Genomic DNA, 18,412 nt, shown 5'->3' on the forward strand with positions numbered 1-18,412 from the left:
TATGAAAAATATGTCTTGTGCGATGTATCTTAATTGTTAAAAGATGCAAAAAGATACATATTTAGATTGCAGCTGTTGTTATTGGTAGAATTTAAAACATCTACAAGCTAACGCCATTGTTGTGTAAAATGCTTTTAACCTCGTTTCCAATTACTGATTTAAGGAGAGAAATTAATTTATCAATTTTATCATTGTTGATATCCAGAAGGCCAAGAAGTATATAGGCTGAGTTGCGATCTAAAGGAGCATCTTTTACTAATTCTATTAAGATCTTGGCTCCGGAGCTATATTCTTTGTTGGATATAACAGATAGGTTCACGAAAAATTGACTAGCTGTTCGTATTACATTTCCTTCTTCTTCAACTTGAATAAAAGGAAACAAAGCCATAATTGCTTTTGGTTTATTTTTTCGGATGGAAGCACTTAAAGCAGTTAGCATTTTAATTCTTTCAATACTGCTGGTGTTCGACTGAAGGTGATCGTACATTTGGAACAGAACCGGGATCATCTTTTTATTTTGGCTTTCGCCATATAAAAAACAGGTTCTGAATGTCATCACTTGAAATTCATTTTTGTCTAATTCATTCCATTTTTCAGGTTGAATTGCCAACTTATCTAAGTAGGAGTAATCCTTTTTATTTTCTGCCATGTGTTCTGTAATAATATCCTGCAAAGATAGAAAATGAATTTCATCTCCAAAGAACAATGAATAATGGCAGATCAATTTTATTTAGAAATTTTATGAATGTTTGATTTTGCTTTGCGTTTGTATCTTTTTTGTTAATTTTGCTGACCCTTGCCCAGGTGGCGGAATTGGTAGACGCGTCAGCTTGAGGGGCTGGTGGCCGTATGGTCGTGAAAGTTCGAGTCTTTTCCTGGGCACATTACTACTGTTAAATAATATCAAAAGTGCTTATTCCCTATGGATTAAGCGCTTTTTTTGTTTTCTATTCGTGAGGAGAGCTTGATTGTTTTTTTGATATATTGCTAATATACATGGCAGAAATGGAGGAATCCATATTAATTGTAAATATGTCTATGTTGTAGTTTTTGAGATGATTTAGATTTTTTGAAACTAGTCTCGATGGTAGATCTTGGGAAAAGGTGCTGAAGGATGAGTGTTTTGATGGGTCAAGTAAGGTCCGGAGAATCATATTTCCAAAAGAAGTAAATGCAAGATATGTTAAATTGATTGTAAAGGAAGTGCTTGATAGTTCTACCATGGCAAGTGTCGGAGAGATATCTGTAATTCCTGAGGAAAGCAGGTGATGAAATAGTAAATATATTCTTCAGGTTTCTTCCGGATAAATATAACTTGATTTTTGTTTTCCTGAATAGTGTCAATTCTAAACTATTTGAATCGGAGTATTACAACAAAATATTTCAATGACTGAAAGGATGATATTTGATAAACAAAAGACATTTAAACCATAATCTAAGTATTCCATAAATATGGAAGAAGTTAAATGAGCAATATTCTTTATTAAGTTGCTAGAATACTTTTAAAAAAATAAAAATGATTCTTTTTTAGTTGACATTTCCTTGTTTTGTATGATTTTGTTTTATCTTTAAATCGGTATATTGAAAATTAATCAGCAAACCATGAGCTCGTCAATTCAACATATAGATTATCATTCTGTGAAAAAATTGAAGAGTGGAGATGTAAATGCATTTGATGATTTATTTAAAAAGTATTCTTCACGTTTATTCAAATTCTCTGTTAAATATTTAAAGTCAAGTGAAGAAGCCGAAGAGGTTGTACAGGAAGTGTTTCTGTATATCTGGGATAAAAGAGATGGTTTAAAACCAGAACATTCTTTTAATGCTTATATTTTCACAATAGCCTATAATATTATTAAGAAATACTTCATCAAAAAATCTAAGGATAATGCTTTTAAAGATGATTTGATTTATTCTCTGCTTAAAGAGGAAAACAATTTGGATAAAACCATAGATTATAAATTTCTTCTTGAAAAAGTAGAGCTAATTATTGATGCTTTACCGAAAAGGCGTAAAGAAATTTTTATCAAAAGAAAGTATTACGGACTTTCAATTAAACAAATTGCCGAAGAACTTGAAATCTCTCCTAATACCGTAGAAAATCAGCTCGCTTCCGCCCAGAAGCAAATTCTAAAAGAACTTTCAAAAAGAAAATTGGCTGGAGCACTTTTTTTTGCTTTTTTTGTTTCAATTTAATAAAAACATAATGCACTGATATTTAGTGTTGTATGTATCTTTTTGATTTTTTTATCTTTTTTTTCACCTTTTCCGATAGTGGATATTTCGCTTAAATGGACATTATAGATATCATGCAAACAAATAGGGAAAAATTAAATCGCTTTTTATCGGGTAAATATTCATTCAATGACTATTTATCCATATCCTCTTATTTCAAAAATGAAGAGTGTAATGAAGAATTAAAGAAGCAAATGGAGGTGGAGTGGAATGAAACTAAACCGACTGAGGATAACAAGGAACGCCTGGCTGGAATTTTGAACCGCTTGCATGATCATATAAATAGTACCGGCAAAATAAAAGAAACTGTCTTTCAATCGTTTTACAATGTATTCTCAAAAATTGCTGTTGTTTTATTGATTCCTGCTTTAATTACTGTCGGTGTTTTATCTTACTTTTCAATTAATTCTCCTAAAAAGGTTGAATCCTGGGCTGAAATTCATTCGCCAATTGGATCCAGAGTGAAATTTCAATTGCCGGATGGAACTCAAGGATGGCTGAATAGCGGATCCACCATTAAATATCCAGTCAATTTTGCACAGAATCGGAAAGTTGAAATGTCTGGTGAAGCTTGGTTTGATGTTGTACATATCAATTCGGATGGATTTAGGGTACTAACACCATATCTTGATGTTAAGGTATTGGGAACTCAATTTAATGTGAATGCATATGATGATGATATAACTACCGGGGTTATCTTGGAAAGAGGAAAAGTAATTGTTCTTGGTAAAGATGAAAGTGTGAAAGGGGAACTTGACCCTAACCAGCAACTCATCTATAACAAATCAACAAAAAAGCTTGTTAAATCATGTATTGACGCAAAAAGCTACACAAGTTGGAAAGAAGGATTGCTGATATTTAAGAATGCTACTATGGCAGAAATAGCAAAAAGACTGGAGCGAAGATATAATGTGGAAATAATTCTTCATGGTGATGCGTTGAAAGCTTCAATATTCAGGGCCTCATTTCAAGATGAAAATCTCGAAGATATTTGCAAAATGTTATCAACTGTGGCTCCCATACAGTATAAAATACACAAAAGACTACAACAACCAGACAGTACTTTCCTAAAAAAGAAAATAGAAATGTGGTTAAACTAAAATATAAAACCCAAAAAAAATGCCTATGACAATGTTATGAAAAAAAACAGGGAGGTATTTGCACTACCTGCCCTGTCGATTAATTAGAATTTAACTTTAAGAAGTAGTAAATCCGTTAATTACAAATTTATGAAAAAAAACAAAACCTACAGGCTGCTGGAAGACACCAGCTTGTTAAAAATGCTTAAGATTATGCGTTTTACCATTTTTATCTTATTAGTTTCTGTATCGCAAACGTTCGCGATTAAATCTTACGCTCAATTGACTAAAATATCATTAGACATGACGAATGTAAGTGTGGAAGAAGTTATTGATCAAATAGAAAGTAACTCGGAGTACTTTTTCATGTACAATAATGATTTGATTGATGTTAGCCGTAAGGTAGACATCAAGGTCGAAGAAATCAAGATTGATCAGGTATTGGATAAACTATTTGAAGATACTGATGTTTCTTATTCGATTCTCGATCGCCATATCTTACTGGTGAACAGTGAGGGAAAAGAAAAAAACAACTTGCAGCAAAAATCAGTTTCCGGAAAAATTACTGATCCCAATGGAATTCCTCTGCCAGGTGCAACAATAATGGTAAAAGGAACCACAAATGGAACAATAAGCGATATCGATGGAAATTATACTCTTTTGAATGTTCCAGGTGATGGGGTTCTTGTTTATTCTTTTATTGGAATGAGGTCTCAGGAGATTCTTTTTGATGGAAGAGCAAACGTTAACGTAACATTAACAGAAGAAACAATTGGGTTGAATGAAGTGATAGCTGTTGGTTATGGCACACAGAAGAAAGCAAATTTGACTGGAGCCGTAGGAAGTGTTCAGATGGGGGATATGGAAAGCAGACCTTTGACCAATGCCAGTTTGGCTTTGCAAGGTACTGTTTCTGGAGTATATGCTTTGCAAAGTTCAGGAAAACCAGGAGATGATGATGCGGTTATTTCCATTAGAGGTGTTGGAACATGGACTGATAATTCACCATTGGTACTGATTGATGGATTTCCTGGCAATATGTCTGATGTTAATGCAACTGACATTGAATCAATATCAGTATTAAAAGATGCAGCATCTTCTTCCATTTATGGAAACAGGGCTGCCAATGGAGTTATTTTGATTAGCACAAAAAAAGGAACTGCCGGCAAGATGAAAGTGAGCTATAACGGCTATTTTGGCGTACAGAAAGCAACCCGTTTGCCAAGTGTTTTAAATTCGGTAGAATATGCCACACTTCGTAACGAGGCATCGGCAAATTCAGGAAGTGTTCCAAATTACACCGATGAAGATATTCAAAAGTATGCAGCACACAATGACCCAATGTATCCTGATATTGATTATTTTAAAGTGTACTATGGTCAGGCAAATACACAGAATCATCGTGTAAATATGTCAGGTGGTAATGAAAATGTGCAGTACGCGTTTATGCTTGGGCATTTAAATCAAGATGGTATTATGGTAGCAACCAGCTACAAAAAGACCGATTTTCGTTCGAACATAGATGCTTTTTTCTTAAAAGATAAAAAATTAAGGCTGTCGACTAAATTGGCTGGTAACCTTGGTGTTAAAGGTGAGCCTACCAGTGTTTGGAATGCTACATGGTATGCAACACTAGCTCCGGTATATCCCCTTAGAAATGCTGATGGAGAATATATGAGCGTAAACGGGGAATTAAATCCTTATGCCGAAATTAAAACTGGTAGTACAGCAGAAACGAAACGCTATAATTTTAGTGGGCAGGTTGAAGCTGAATATAAAATTGCTAAAGATTTAAGTGCGCAGGTAACATATGGATATAATGTTGTTACATCAAACGGGAACCGTTTTAATGCGAATGTTGTATTAGCAAATAAGGACGGAAGTTCAAAAACAGAATCATCAGATTTGGATGTTCGTAATAATACAGATGTTCAGACAATGTTGACTTCTTTATTGAAATACAACAAAACATTTGGAAAACATGAGTTAAAATTGTTAGCCGGTTATTCTGAAGAAGAGTTTACTTACGATTGGCAAAGTGGCTATCGAAAAAACTTTGTTAACAATGACCAGCGAGTACTCAATCTTGGTGATGCTGCTACTCAGAAAAATAATGCCGGAAGTTACGACCTTGGCTTGCGATCCTACTTCGGGCGTATAAATTATGTATTTGATAACAAGTACTTGTTTGAAGCGAACATTAGAAGAGATGGATCTTCGCGATTTGCTTCAGGAAATCAGTGGGGAACGTTTCCATCTTTTTCAGGCGGTTGGATTATTTCGAAAGAAGATTTTATGCAAGATGCTGATTGGCTTAATTTCTTGAAGCTACGTGCCTCTTGGGGACAGCTTGGAAATGAGAAAATACCAAACTATTATAACGGGAGTGATATCTTGCAGTCAGGTAAAGATTATTCGCTTGGAGGTGCCCTATATTCAGGTGTGGCTTTAGAAGATATGATCAATAAAGATTTATCATGGGAAACATCAGAACAATTGAATTTTGGTATAGATATGACATTGAGAAACGGCATGGAACTGACCGTTGATTATTTTGACAAAAAAACAAAAGGTTTACTTTTAGATCGACAAATTCCATGGACTATGCAATTGAATCCACCTTTCGTAAATGCCGGTGAAGTTCAGAATAAGGGAATTGAAGCTTCTTTAACCTACCGAAAAACGTTTTCAAATGGTCTTAAGTTCCGTACTACGTTTAACGCATCTCACGTTGTAAATAAAATTACAAAAATGGATCCGGAGAAACTTACTTCTCCCAAGGCTCAAAAAGTGGGGGACGCCATTAATTCATTATACGGCTACAAGATGGATGGAATTTATCAGTTATCTGATTTTGACTATGATGGAAGTACGTATACTTTAAAGCCAGGTGTTGTTTCTGTTTCAAACTATGTTGCACAGCCGGGAGACATTAAGTTTAAAGACCTTAACGGCGATGGCGTTGTAGATCAGAATAACGACAGAACGATAATTGGTAAACAGTTCCCGGATCTTACTTATTCGTTGAACCTAAATTTGGAATGGAAACAATTTGATTTTAGTGCATTCTTTCAAGGTGTACAAGGCATTGATGGCTATTTTTATTATGAAATTGCTACGCCATTTAGCGGTGTGGCCAATCTAGGTTCATGGTGGAAAGACAGATGGACACCTGAAAATCCATCCAATACTATGCCACGGGTAACTTTAGACGAATATCGTACGAATGTTCATTCGTCTTTCTATGTGGAAGATGCATCCTACCTCCGTTTGAAGAATATTGAATTGGGCTATACCCTTAATCCTGAAATTGTTTCCCGAATTGGATTAGGTTCCGTACGAATTTATGGAAGTATCCAAAATGCTTTTACCATCACGAATTTTAAAGGTTTTGATCCTGAGCAAAAAGTTGATCAAACCAGAGCTGAGGCTTTTCCTCAGGTTCGTGTGATGACTATGGGTATAAATGTTAACTTTTAAAAGATCCTAACGATGAAAAATGCAAATAAAATCATTACTATATTTTTTCTTTTATCAGTTTTGTTTGGTTGTTCAGATGATTTTCTTGATAAAACGCCTCTTGATAGGTTGTCCCCTACCACATTCTATAAAAACGAAACCCAGGCTAAAATGGCACTAATGGGTATTTACAATGCCATTCAGCCAAATGCCACACCGACTCATTTTTATCAGTTTGAATTTATGTCGGATAACGGTTATTGCCAGGCAGCATGGCAGGGTTCAAATGAAATTGGCTCATGGAGTACCAATTCAAACAGCTGGGCTCCGAATGCAAAATGGCAACAAGATTATAAAATCCTTACAAGGGCAAATCAATTTATGAAAGACATTAGTACAGCTCCGGTAAGCGACGAAGTGCGGACTCAGATGGTGGCGGAAGCAAAATTTTTACGAGCTTATGCCTATTCTGATTTAATTACTTTTTTTGGAGATGTGCCACTTATAACCGAAGTGCTGACACTTGATGAAGCCTACGTGTCACGAAATGCTAAAAGTGAAGTTCTTACTCAAATTCTTTCTGATTTTACTGATGCTATCGCTGTATTACCAAAATCTTATTCTGAGGTAGGACGTGCGACTAAAGGTGCAGCATTGGCCTATAAAGCAAAAATCTTACTTTATAATGAACAATGGGATGCAGCCGCTCAGGCCGCTAAGGATGTTATGGATCTTGAGGTTTATGATTTTTTCTCAGACTACTCTGGTCTTTTCACGGAAGCCAAGGAGAATAATAGTGAAGTTATTTTTGATATTCAATACACAACAAATCAACCCCAACCATGGCCGGCAGAGCCATTTGTTCTGGGTACCTGGCAAACGTCGAACATTACAGCCGATATGATTAATTCATATTACATGACCAATGGGTTGCCGATAACAGATGCAACATCCGGTTACAACGATCAGGATCCTTATACAAACAGAGATCCAAGACTTGCTAGTACTGTAGTTCTGCCGGGTTCAACATATGGAGATGCTACTTTTATTCCTGCCAGTTATGCTGAATACCCTTGTGGCGCCAAACCACGTAAATATGCGGAGTATGGAGTTGCCGACGTCAACACCAGTACCCTGAATACGATCTTGATGCGATATGCAGATATCTGCCTGATGCGTGCTGAAGCGCTAATCGAATCTGGTAGTACGGATCAGGAAATTTATGACCTGATTGATGCTGTTCGTGCAAGAGTGGGAATGCCTGCTATTGAATCTGTTGAAGGAACCGGGCTTAACCAAACTCAACTTCGTGAAATAGTAAGACATGAAAGAAGAGTCGAATTTTGCATGGAGGGAACACGGTATGCAGATATGCTGCGTTGGAAAGATGAATCCTTAGTGCATGATGTGTATGGTTATGACAAATCGAAATTATCTGACCCTGCAGACCCAACTAAATGGGTGTTCGAACAGATTAAGATAACTACTATAAACTTTAATGCAAGCAAGGGGTGGTTGTGGCCAGTACCTCAAGGAGACATTGATATTAATGAAAATTTACTCCCTAATAATCCTGGGTATTAAAAATATCAATTAATAAGGCAAAGCCAAGGTCTTTTTTAAGATCTTGGCTTTTGTTTTTGAACTAATCCTTACGTTTTTTGGTTCTTATTGATCCACAAAATAAACCACTGACAAGATTTGCAAATGGATCTGAATTGAAATTAATAAGCATTGATTTTTAATAGTGAACAATACTTTTACTTGTCAAATAAAATGCAAAAATATTTCAATTAAAAGCACGGGTTGGTGAGAGAAACATATAAATTGGTTCGCTTAAAACTTGCAAAATAAAAATAAACATTTTCGGAAAATAAATTTACAAATTAAACGGTAAGGCAGTATGGATTATCGTATGGCGTATAATACTTATCTGCGAATTATGAGCAATAATTTGACCTGCCTGTGTGGCACGTTCCTTTATTTTTCTATTTTTTATTTATTTTCGGAATTCGTATATTTAAAAAGTAATTTACACTTTTGAAAGTGTAAATTAATCAAATATGAAAACTAATGGACTGGTTGTATGGTAAACATTTGGAATGGAAATGTTGTTTCTGTGAGAAAAATTCACCATTAACTTTGTCTTTATGCGGACCAACATTTCAGAACACATATTATATACCACCGGCAGATAGTATAAGACTGGCACAAAGCAATACTTGCAGTGTTTTTAGAGGGAGCTGTTAAATATAGTTTCCGGCGATCTGTTTTAATTCGTTTGTCCAACAAGCTGCTGCAACCAAAAACCCAATAGTAACTCAAAGAAACAAATTATGCGAAAAATTATTTACCTGTCTTTTATTTACTTGTCAATATGGATGGCTTCTTGCGCTCCTGACGAATATGAGAAAACTCAGTTTGGTCTGAAAGCTACAGTTGATTCAACCGAAATTGAAGTACAGTTTTTCTCACCTGAAATTGTTAGGATTATCAAATCGAAGCAAGGCTTCAATTTCGAGAAAAAATCTCTTTCAGTAATTAAATCGCCGGAAGCACAACTACTGGAAATATATAAAAAAGGTCAGTTGATTACTGTAAAAAGCAGCGCACTTCAGCTGACCCTCGATCTTGTAAGCGGTAAGATTGAATTTGCTGACCTGAACGGAAATGAATTGCTGGCAGAAAAAGAGGCTGGCTCCATATTTACTCCGTTTGATGATGCCGGCAAAGCCAGTTTCACAGTAAAACAAGCCTTTGCATTGGAAAATGATGAAGCACTTTACGGACTTGGGCAGATTCAAAATGGCAAGCTGATGCAAAGAGGCCAAACCCTCGAAATGAAGAACTCAAATCTGAATATTACGATCCCTTATTTCTATTCTTCAAAAGGTTATGCTCTTTATTGGGATAATTATGCCGTAAACACTTTTGTAGATAATGATGAAGAAACTTCGTTTGAGGCAATTGGTGATTGTGCTGATTATTATTTCATGTATTCAGGGATAGGAACAAAGGCAGTGGCACAAATGCGAGACTTAACAGGTCAGGCGCCTATGATGCCATTATGGACATTTGGATATTGGCAATCCAAAGAACGCTATAAAAATCAGGACGAGCTGGTAAATGTATTGAAAGAATACAGAAAATTGCAGGTTCCGATTGACGGAATGATTCAGGATTGGCAATACTGGGGCAAAGACAGTATGTGGAATGCCATGACTTGGAAACCAATTGAATATCCTAACCCGAAAGTCATGGCTGATCAGGTTCACGGAATGAACGGACACCTTATGGTGGTTGCATGGCCGGGATTTGGTCCGTTAACCAAGCAATACAAAGAATTTGAGTCGAAAGGCATGCTCATAAATTTTGATACTTGGCCACCCAATGGAGGTACTAAACCTTATGACGTTTACAACCCGGAAGCCCGCGATATTTATTGGGATTATTTGAACAAGGGTGTATTCTCGATTGGAACTGATGCCTGGTGGCTTGATTCTACAGAACCTGACCATATTAATGTGAAAGAGAGCGATTTTGTAGAACCTACTTTTCTTGGGTCATACCAATCGGTGTCTAATGCTTTCTCTCTGGAACATACCAAAGGAATTTACGATCATCAACGGGAAATGACCTCTGAAAAGCGGGTGTATATTTTAACCCGTTCATCATTTGCCGGACAGCAACGAAATGGTGCCAATTCATGGTCGGGAGATACCGGTTCGAGTTGGGAAAATCTGGGAAAACAAATTCCGGCTGCCGTAAACTTCTCATTGAGTGGTATACCCTATTGGAATGCAGACATTGGAGGTTTCTTTGCCGGCAGATACAATAAAGACGGTGGTGCTAAAAATCCTGAATATCACGAGCTTTATGTTCGTTGGGCTCAGTTCGGTGCCTTAACTCCAATGATGCGTTCGCATGGAACAGATATTCCTCGTGAAATTTATCAGTTTGGTAAACGAGGAGATTGGGCTTTTGATGCCATTGAAAAGATGATTAAGCTGCGTTACCGCATGCTTCCTTATTTGTATTCAACAGCTTGGCAGGTAACCAGCAATTCAGGTTCGTTTATGTATGCGTTGCCCTTGCTTTTTCCTGATGATAAAAAGCTTGCTGATTTGAATGATGAATATGTATTTGGTCAGTCTTTGTTGGTAGCACCAGTTATAAAACCCATGTATACCGGTAAAAATAATGATAAGGTTTTCAGTAATTTTAGTAAAACCCATAGTCGCCGGATTTATCTGCCTGCCGGGACTGAATGGTTTGATTTTTGGACAGGCGAAAAATTGGCTGGCGGTCAGGAAATAAACCGAGAAGCACCAATTGATCTGATCCCATTGTATGTGAAAGCCGGTTCTATTTTACCTTGGGGACCCGAAGTGCAATATGCATCAGAGAAAAAGTGGGACGATCTGGAGATTCGTATTTATCCCGGTGCTGATGGCGAATTTACTTTGTATGAAGATGAAGGAGACAACTACAATTACGAAAAAGGAGCTTATTCAACTATTTCTTTCAAATGGGACGATGCACAGCAAACATTGAGTATTTCAGACCGAAAGGGAGAATTCTCAGGCATGTTGTCTGAACGTCAGTTTCGTTTGGTTTTGGTGAATTCAATTTCAGGAACTGGTTTGGCAGAAAGTACTCCTGTGAGAACAGTAACATACATCGGTAAAGCTCTGTCAGAAAAACTTTAAATCATTGTTCAATATGAATACAAACCGCAGAAATTTTCCAAACAAGCCTGTATGGCAGGAGGATTTTTCTGTGGTTTTTTCTTTCGGGTACCAGAATGTTGCCCAATCTGTATAATGAAGTTAGCAGGTTATAATGCATACATATAAATGAACAAAGCCGAATTTGGTGCTTAATTCATTTAATTAGTATTGGCTGAATTCAACCAGAAAACTGATGATGTTCAAAAGAAGCCGATGCAGGAATTGATGTAAGTATGAAATTAAATTGAGAAGTCAAATCAGAAGTATAATTAAGAGAACATTTATGAAACTACAAAATCTGCTAATAATTCTTACGTTAGCCGGGACAGCAGCCTGCTCTCAGAAAAAAGGCGAAGAGATCGCCAGCACTCCCGATTACAGCATTACCGGAGTTCCGTTTAATGAAGTGACTGTCAACGACCATTTTTGGCTTCCAAAAATTGAAACAAACCGAACTGTAACTATTCCGGCTTCTTTTGCAAAATGTGAAGAAATGGGCCGTATGGATAATTTCTTGATTGCCGGAGGCGTGATGGAAGGAAAAACAAAAGGAGAAATGCCTTTTGACGATAGCGATGTATACAAAATCATTGAAGGAGCTGCCTATTCGATGACAACGGTGCCTGATCCTAAGCTGGATCATTACGTTGATTCGATAATTAGCATAATTAAAACAGGACAGGAAGAAGACGGATATCTGACGACCTGGAAAATTATTGATCCGACAATATCTCCTGCTTCATGGTGTGCACCAGGTAAACGCTGGGAAGGATTGGAAAGTAGCCATGAACTTTACAACAGCGGACATATGTTTGAAGCTGCAGCGGCACATTATCAGGCCACTGGAAAAACAAATTTTCTGGATATTGCGACCAAAAATGCAGATTTACTGGTCAAGGTTTTCAATCAGGATCACCCGGCGCTTGTTCCAGGTCATCAAATCGTCGAAACCGGACTTATCAAATTATACATGATCACCAAAAAGAAGGACTACCTCGATTTGGCCCGCCATTTTCTGGATGCGCGCGGTGACAGTACTAAACGCAAACTTTGGGGACCATACAATCAGGATCATCTGCCTGTGATACAGCAGACTGAAGCCGTTGGACATGCTGTGCGTGCGGCTTATATGTATGCAGGAATGACCGATATTGCGGCTTTATACAACGATGATGCATACCGAACTGCAGTTGATAAAATATGGGAAAACATTGTTGATAAAAAAATGTACTTAACAGGAGGTATAGGTTCTAAACATGATGGGGAAGCTTTTGGTGAAAATTACGAACTTCCCAACCTTACAGCTTACAATGAAACTTGTGCTGCAATTGCTAATGTTTACTGGAACTATCGTATGTTCCTGCTGAATGGTGATTCAAAATACATAGATGTGCTGGAACGGAGTTTGTACAATGGTGTAATTTCGGGTGTTGGACTTGATGGTAAAACCTTCTTCTATCCAAATCCTCTTGAATGTGACAATCACTATGCATTTAACAGGGGAGAAAGCCTTACCCGGGAACATTGGTTCGATTGTTCTTGCTGCCCGACAAACCTTTGTCGTTTCATGCCGTCGGTACCCGGTTATGTTTATGCCCAAACTAACAATAGAGTTTATGTGAATCTATTTGTACAAAGTGAAACCAATCTTAAGGTAAACGGCACAACTGTTGCTGTACACCAGCAAACAGAGTACCCATGGGATGGGACAGTGAATATTGAGGTTTCACCGAAAAAGGAAACCAAATTTGTGCTTTGTCTGCGTATACCGGGATGGGCACAAAATCAACCGGTACCTGGTAATTTGTACAGCTACGAGGGAGTAAATTCTCATAATGTTATTGTTAAAGTGAATAACGAAGCTGTTGAATTGCATACTGAAAAGGGATACGCTGTTCTAAACCGCAGTTGGAAAAAAGGAGACCGGGTGGAATACACATTACCGATGGATATTCGTAAAGTGAAAGCTAATGAACAGGTTCTTGATGATCTGGGTAAAGTGGCACTCGAGCGTGGACCGATTGTTTACTGCGTGGAGGGAGCTGATAACGACGATGTTGATCAGGTAAGTATTTCATCAGAAACCAGTTTTACTGCTGCTTTTAACTCCAAACTACTCAATGGTGTAGAATTTATTACTGCTGCTGACGTTTCCGGCAAGAATTTTATCGCCATACCTTATTTCGTGTGGGATAACCGCGGTGCCAATAAAATGAAAGTTTGGTTGCCTGAGAATTAACCTATTAAAATAACAAAAGATAAAGAGAGTTTGATTTAATGTCTAACTCTCTTTTTGGAAATTAACAGGCGACTTCATTATTTCATCATATATATTATTTATCTGTTGAAACAATGAGGTATGGGGATAGAGCGGAATTTGGCGATCTGTTTAAAGGTGTTCTTCACGTTTATAGAGTTTGTGAATATTAATATGTTTACATGCAGCTATTTTTGATTAGGTGACTTTTTTTGTTTTTCGGATAGTGGAGATTGATCTTAAATGGACACTATAGGTATGGTATATTCAGAGTACCATTTAGATTTTTGCATTGATTCTTTTATTTATTCTGAAGAACATCCAATTAAAGTTGTGCAGATATTGTAGAAAACGTATTTTGTACTTTTATTTTGAACCTTACAATTTAATAGAACCTAAACCTAAACTCAGAACTGAAATGAGATCATCTATTTTTTTCTTATCCATTTTTACACTGGCTTTTTTTACTTCCTGCCAATCTAAAAAGACGATTAAAACTTTCAATAAAGACGAATTTAAATCCTGGGCACAAACTCCACCTATGGGTTGGAACAGTTGGGATTGTTATGGTCCAACCGTTGAAGAACATGAAGTGAAAGCCAATGCTGATTATATGGCAGAAAAACTAAAAGATTATGGTTGGGAGTACATCGTGGTGGATATTCGCTGGTTTGTCGAAAATGACAAAGCAGGAGGATACAACCAAACCGATCCACACTATGTGATTGATGAATACGGACGTTACCAACCTGCGGTAAATCGGTTTCCTTCAGCAAAAGACGGTAAAGGGTTTAAAGAACTAGCTAACTACATTCACAATAAAGGCTTAAAATTTGGGATTCATATCATGCGAGGTATACCGAAAGTGGCTGTAGAAAATAAATTGCCAATTAAAGGAACAGACGGTATTACAGCCGATCAGATCTATTCAACCGAACTCCAATGTGAATGGTTGAAGGATAATTATACAATTACAGCAGATAAACCAGGTGCACAGGAATATTATAACTCAATTTTTGAATTGTATGCCGAATGGGGGGTTGATTTCATTAAAATTGATGACTTGTCACGCCCATATCATCAAGGGGAAATTGAACTGATTCGCAATGCAATTGACCAGTGCGGTCGTCCTATTGTCCTTAGCACTTCACCGGGCGAAACACCCATTGAAGCAGGGAAACATGTGCAAAATCATGCCAATATGTGGAGAATGGTTGACGATGTATGGGATACCTGGCCACACATCACTCATTTAATGGATATTTGCCAAAAATGGTATCCTTACATCGCACCCGGCACCTGGCCCGATTGTGATATGATTCCATTGGGACGCATCTCTATTCGCGGGGAACGTGGAAATGACCGCATGACCCGTTTGAGCAAGGATGAACAATACACGCTGATGACTTTGTTCTCAATTTTCAAATCACCCTTAATGTTTGGAGGTGATCTTCCAAGTAATGATGAGTTTACACTTTCCTTGCTGACTAATAAAGAAGTGTTGGAAATGCACCGCGTAGGAATTAATGTACATCAGCTTTTTCAAAAGGATGGCAAGCTTGCCATTACTTCTAAAAATTCCGTTACCGGTGATGTTTATCTTGCCCTTTTCAATATTTCAGATTCGCCTGTGAAAGTTGCTGTAGAGCTAAATGAAATTGGCGTAGATTCAAACTGTAAGGTGATTAATTTGTGGACGGGAGAAGAAATCAGCACGACTTCGGATACATTTGGCCGCGAATTAGCTGCTCATGCTTGTGGATTGTTCAAATTCATACAGTAGAATAATTTTAAGACAGAAACATAATACACTATGAAACGTCCATGTATAAAGCTTTCTACACACAGGGAGATGATTATATGGTAAGTTCTCCCGAAACAAGTTCGGGACAGGCTATATGGCAAATGAAAACAAATTATAATCATATGAAACGTCCATGACAAGGATATTTTGACACACAGGGAGATGATTATTCCAAGCATGGTAAGTTCTCCCGAAACAAGTTCGGGACAGGCTATATGACAAAAACTTAAAATTATAAACATATGAAACGATTTTATTTATTGCTGAGCCTTATTGTTTTATCGTTATTTCAGACCGTGTTCGCTAACGAACCCGATTCAGCTTTTGTGTTTTCTTATGCTGCAGTTAAAAATAACGGCAGCAACGGAATGCATTACGCCTGGAGTACCGATAAAAAAAACTGGCATGGCATTGGTCCGGAATATAGATTCCTTTTCAGTGATTTTGGGCGTTGGGGAAGTCAAAAAAGATTGATCACACCCTATCTATTTCTGGATCAGAAGGAACAGTGGCACTGCATTTGGACTTTAAATGAAGAAGTGGGGCAGTTTGCACATGCAGCCACCACCGATTTATTTACCTGGGGCAGACAAGCCTATCCCTATGTAATGGACAAAGGCAATGTTCTTTTGCCGGAAATTTCCTTTCAGACTGGCTCAGGAAATTATCTGATTAGCTGGCTGAGCGATCATGATGGAAGTAAAAAGGTATATAAAACTACGACTACAGATTTTAAAACCTATACAAAGACCGTTGAAGGAAGCAAAAGTGATCGTTTAAACGACCGCGTTGTTGTTATGATTGATGGTGAAAAACAAACAGGTATCATTCAAAAAACATCATGGAAAATAATTGATGGTTTGATTAAACATTATGAATGGAGTCAGTACCATGAACAACAAAGAAATGAAAGTCTGAGTGAAGATTCTCAACGATTCAAATCATTAAAAGCGCTGGATGCTGAAATTTCCATCGATTTGAAAAAAAGTAAGTCCATTAGCGATTTATTGATTGGAATATTTTTTGAGGATATTAATTATGCTGCCGACGGAGGTTTGTATGCCGAATTAATTCAAAACCGTGGATTTGAATATGCTCTAAGTGACAGAGAAGGGCATGACAAGAATTGGAATAGTACAACGGCATGGAATTTCACCGGTGATAAAAACAGTTTTATTATTGATACGGTTACTCCGATCCACCCCAATCAAAAACACTACGCTGTTTTATCGATTAAAAAGCAGGGTGAGGCCTTGGTTAACGAAGGTTTTGATGGCATTCCTGTGAAAGCCGGTGACAAATACAACTTTTCTGTTTTTGTTCGAGGCTTGGATGGGGCTAAAGGGAAATTACTGATTCGTTTGGTGGATGAAAACGGGAAAGTATATGCTGAAGCTTTCGGCAAAAGCATTAGTTCAGATTGGAAAAAACAGGAATTTGTGATCATTGCAAACGGTGATAGTGATAAAACTCATTTGGAAATAGTTCCGCAATTTACGGGCAAAGTGGCATTGGATATGGTTTCTCTTTTTCCAGAGAATACATTCAAAGAGAGAAAGAACGGCTTGCGGGCAGATTTGGCTCAAACAATTGCCGATATTCATCCTCGCTTTATCCGTTTTCCAGGTGGTTGTGTAGCACATGGCGATGGTCTTGACAATATCTATCGCTGGAAAAACACGATTGGCCCGCTGGAAGCCCGGATGCCGCAACGGAATATCTGGGGGTATCATCAAACTGCAGGCTTGGGTTATTTTGAATATTTTCAGTATTGCGAAGATATTGGCGCTGAACCATTGCCGGTGCTGGCTGCAGGTGTGCCCTGTCAGAACTCCGCAACGGGAGGAGACGGACAACAAGGCGGCATTCCAATGTGCGACATGGGTGATTATGTGCAGGAAATTCTCGACCTGATTGAATGGGCCAATGGGGATAAAAATACCACGTGGGGAAAACGAAGAGCTGAAGCCGGACATCCTCAGCCTTTTAATCTGAAATACATTGGAATTGGAAATGAAGATCTGATTACTGATATTTTCGAGGAACGTTTTACCATGATTTTCAAAGCTATTCAGGAAAAATATCCTGAAATCACAGTAATTGGTACTGTTGGCCCAACTTATATGGGCACCGATTACAGAGAAGGCTGGGAATTGGCTACAAAATTAAATGTTCCAATGGTAGACGAACACTACTATCAGTCTCCTGGCTGGTTCTTAAATAATCAAAACTATTACGACAAATATGACCGTTCCAAAGCCAAAGTATATTTAGGAGAATATGCAGCACACATAGCCGGCCGTAAAATGAATATCGAAACTGCCCTTTGCGAAGCATTGCACCTGAGTAATGTAGAACGCAACGGCGATGTGGTTAGTATGACATCTTTTGCACCATTACTGGCCAAAGAAGGACACACACAATGGAATCCGGATCTGATTTATTTCAACAACACAGAAGTGAAGCCCACGGTTGATTATTACGTACAAAAACTTTATGGTCAAAATTCTGGCGATGAATATATTCCTTCAGCAATCACTTTGTCTGATAACCGAAAGGAACTAAAAAAACGAATAATTTCATCGCTGGTGCACGATAGTAAAACAGGTGATTACATTTTGAAACTAACTAACCTGCTGCCGGTTGAAGTGAACTCAACGATTAATTTGGAACAACTTCAGATAAAAGAAACAGAAGCAGTTGTAACCATTTTAAAGGGTGAACTTATCAACGTAAACTGCACACCGGTAAAAAGTTCAATGGTTATCAATAAACAGTTTAATTATCGTATACCTGCGTACTCTTTCTCTATCATTCGAATCAAATCAGAATAAAAATAATATTTACT

General features: G+C 37.6%; 9 protein-coding genes, 1 tRNA gene and 1 pseudogene. 10 read left to right on the top strand and 1 reads right to left on the bottom strand.

The annotated features are described in order from the left end of the window. Positions 1-100: 100 nt before the first annotated feature. Positions 101-649, bottom strand: coding sequence for a hypothetical protein (locus tag BZG01_RS05820; RefSeq protein ID WP_101308894.1), 549 nt, complete (start codon positions 647-649; stop codon positions 101-103). A gap of 149 nt (positions 650-798) precedes the next feature. On the opposite strand from BZG01_RS05820, the gene BZG01_RS05825 reads away from it, so the two are divergent. The 10 genes and pseudogenes from BZG01_RS05825 (at position 799) to BZG01_RS05865 (ending at position 18,398) form a co-directional block, all read left to right on the top strand. Then, positions 799-882 (top strand) — tRNA-Leu (locus BZG01_RS05825). A gap of 198 nt (positions 883-1,080) precedes the next feature. Continuing rightward, positions 1,081-1,269, top strand: a pseudogene (locus BZG01_RS22090) (hypothetical protein); the annotation flags it as partial. A 333-nt stretch (positions 1,270-1,602) separates the two neighbouring features. Then, on the top strand, positions 1,603-2,196 hold the full coding sequence (locus tag BZG01_RS05830; protein WP_143470845.1) for an RNA polymerase sigma factor: 594 nt from the start codon (positions 1,603-1,605) through the stop codon (positions 2,194-2,196). A 95-nt stretch (positions 2,197-2,291) separates the two neighbouring features. Continuing rightward, positions 2,292-3,335 carry a FecR family protein gene (locus tag BZG01_RS05835; RefSeq protein WP_101308896.1) on the top strand — a complete coding sequence of 348 codons (1,044 nt, stop codon included), beginning with the start codon at positions 2,292-2,294 and terminating at the stop codon, positions 3,333-3,335. Between the two features lie 129 nt (positions 3,336-3,464). Further along, entirely contained in the window at positions 3,465-6,794 is a 3,330-nt protein-coding gene (locus BZG01_RS05840; RefSeq protein WP_101308897.1) for a TonB-dependent receptor, read from the top strand. Between the two features lie 12 nt (positions 6,795-6,806). Next, on the top strand, positions 6,807-8,357 hold the full coding sequence (locus tag BZG01_RS05845; RefSeq protein ID WP_101308898.1) for a RagB/SusD family nutrient uptake outer membrane protein: 1,551 nt from the start codon (positions 6,807-6,809) through the stop codon (positions 8,355-8,357). A gap of 752 nt (positions 8,358-9,109) precedes the next feature. Then, positions 9,110-11,482 (top strand): glycoside hydrolase family 31 protein, encoded by a 2,373-nt coding sequence (locus tag BZG01_RS05850; RefSeq protein WP_101308899.1) that lies wholly within the window; start codon positions 9,110-9,112, stop codon positions 11,480-11,482. A 304-nt stretch (positions 11,483-11,786) separates the two neighbouring features. Then, a complete protein-coding gene (locus tag BZG01_RS05855; RefSeq protein WP_101308900.1) occupies positions 11,787-13,742 on the top strand; it encodes a glycoside hydrolase family 127 protein in 1,956 nt (651 codons plus the stop codon). Between the two features lie 436 nt (positions 13,743-14,178). Beyond that, positions 14,179-15,543: a glycoside hydrolase family 27 protein gene (locus tag BZG01_RS05860; RefSeq protein ID WP_101308901.1), complete on the top strand. Its 1,365-nt coding sequence runs from the start codon at positions 14,179-14,181 to the stop codon at positions 15,541-15,543. 263 nt (positions 15,544-15,806) lie between these two features. Beyond that, positions 15,807-18,398, top strand: coding sequence for an alpha-L-arabinofuranosidase C-terminal domain-containing protein (locus BZG01_RS05865; protein ID WP_101308902.1), 2,592 nt, complete (start codon positions 15,807-15,809; stop codon positions 18,396-18,398). The last annotated feature ends 14 nt before the right edge of the window (positions 18,399-18,412 follow it).

This window comes from Labilibaculum manganireducens (assembly GCF_002843385.1).
GTDB lineage: Bacteria > Bacteroidota > Bacteroidia > Bacteroidales > Marinifilaceae > Labilibaculum > Labilibaculum manganireducens.

What these genes read in the sequence shown, in the direction of transcription:
- BZG01_RS05820 (WP_101308894.1), bottom strand. Translation starts at nt 649, where the DNA reads ATGGCAGAAAATAAAAAGGATTACTCCTACTTAGATAAGTTGGCAATT.
- BZG01_RS05830 (WP_143470845.1), top strand. Translation starts at nt 1,603, where the DNA reads ATGAGCTCGTCAATTCAACATATAGATTATCATTCTGTGAAAAAATTG.
- BZG01_RS05835 (WP_101308896.1), top strand. Translation starts at nt 2,292, where the DNA reads ATGGACATTATAGATATCATGCAAACAAATAGGGAAAAATTAAATCGC.
- BZG01_RS05840 (WP_101308897.1), top strand. Translation starts at nt 3,465, where the DNA reads ATGAAAAAAAACAAAACCTACAGGCTGCTGGAAGACACCAGCTTGTTA.
- BZG01_RS05845 (WP_101308898.1), top strand. Translation starts at nt 6,807, where the DNA reads ATGAAAAATGCAAATAAAATCATTACTATATTTTTTCTTTTATCAGTT.
- BZG01_RS05850 (WP_101308899.1), top strand. Translation starts at nt 9,110, where the DNA reads ATGCGAAAAATTATTTACCTGTCTTTTATTTACTTGTCAATATGGATG.
- BZG01_RS05855 (WP_101308900.1), top strand. Translation starts at nt 11,787, where the DNA reads ATGAAACTACAAAATCTGCTAATAATTCTTACGTTAGCCGGGACAGCA.
- BZG01_RS05860 (WP_101308901.1), top strand. Translation starts at nt 14,179, where the DNA reads ATGAGATCATCTATTTTTTTCTTATCCATTTTTACACTGGCTTTTTTT.
- BZG01_RS05865 (WP_101308902.1), top strand. Translation starts at nt 15,807, where the DNA reads ATGAAACGATTTTATTTATTGCTGAGCCTTATTGTTTTATCGTTATTT.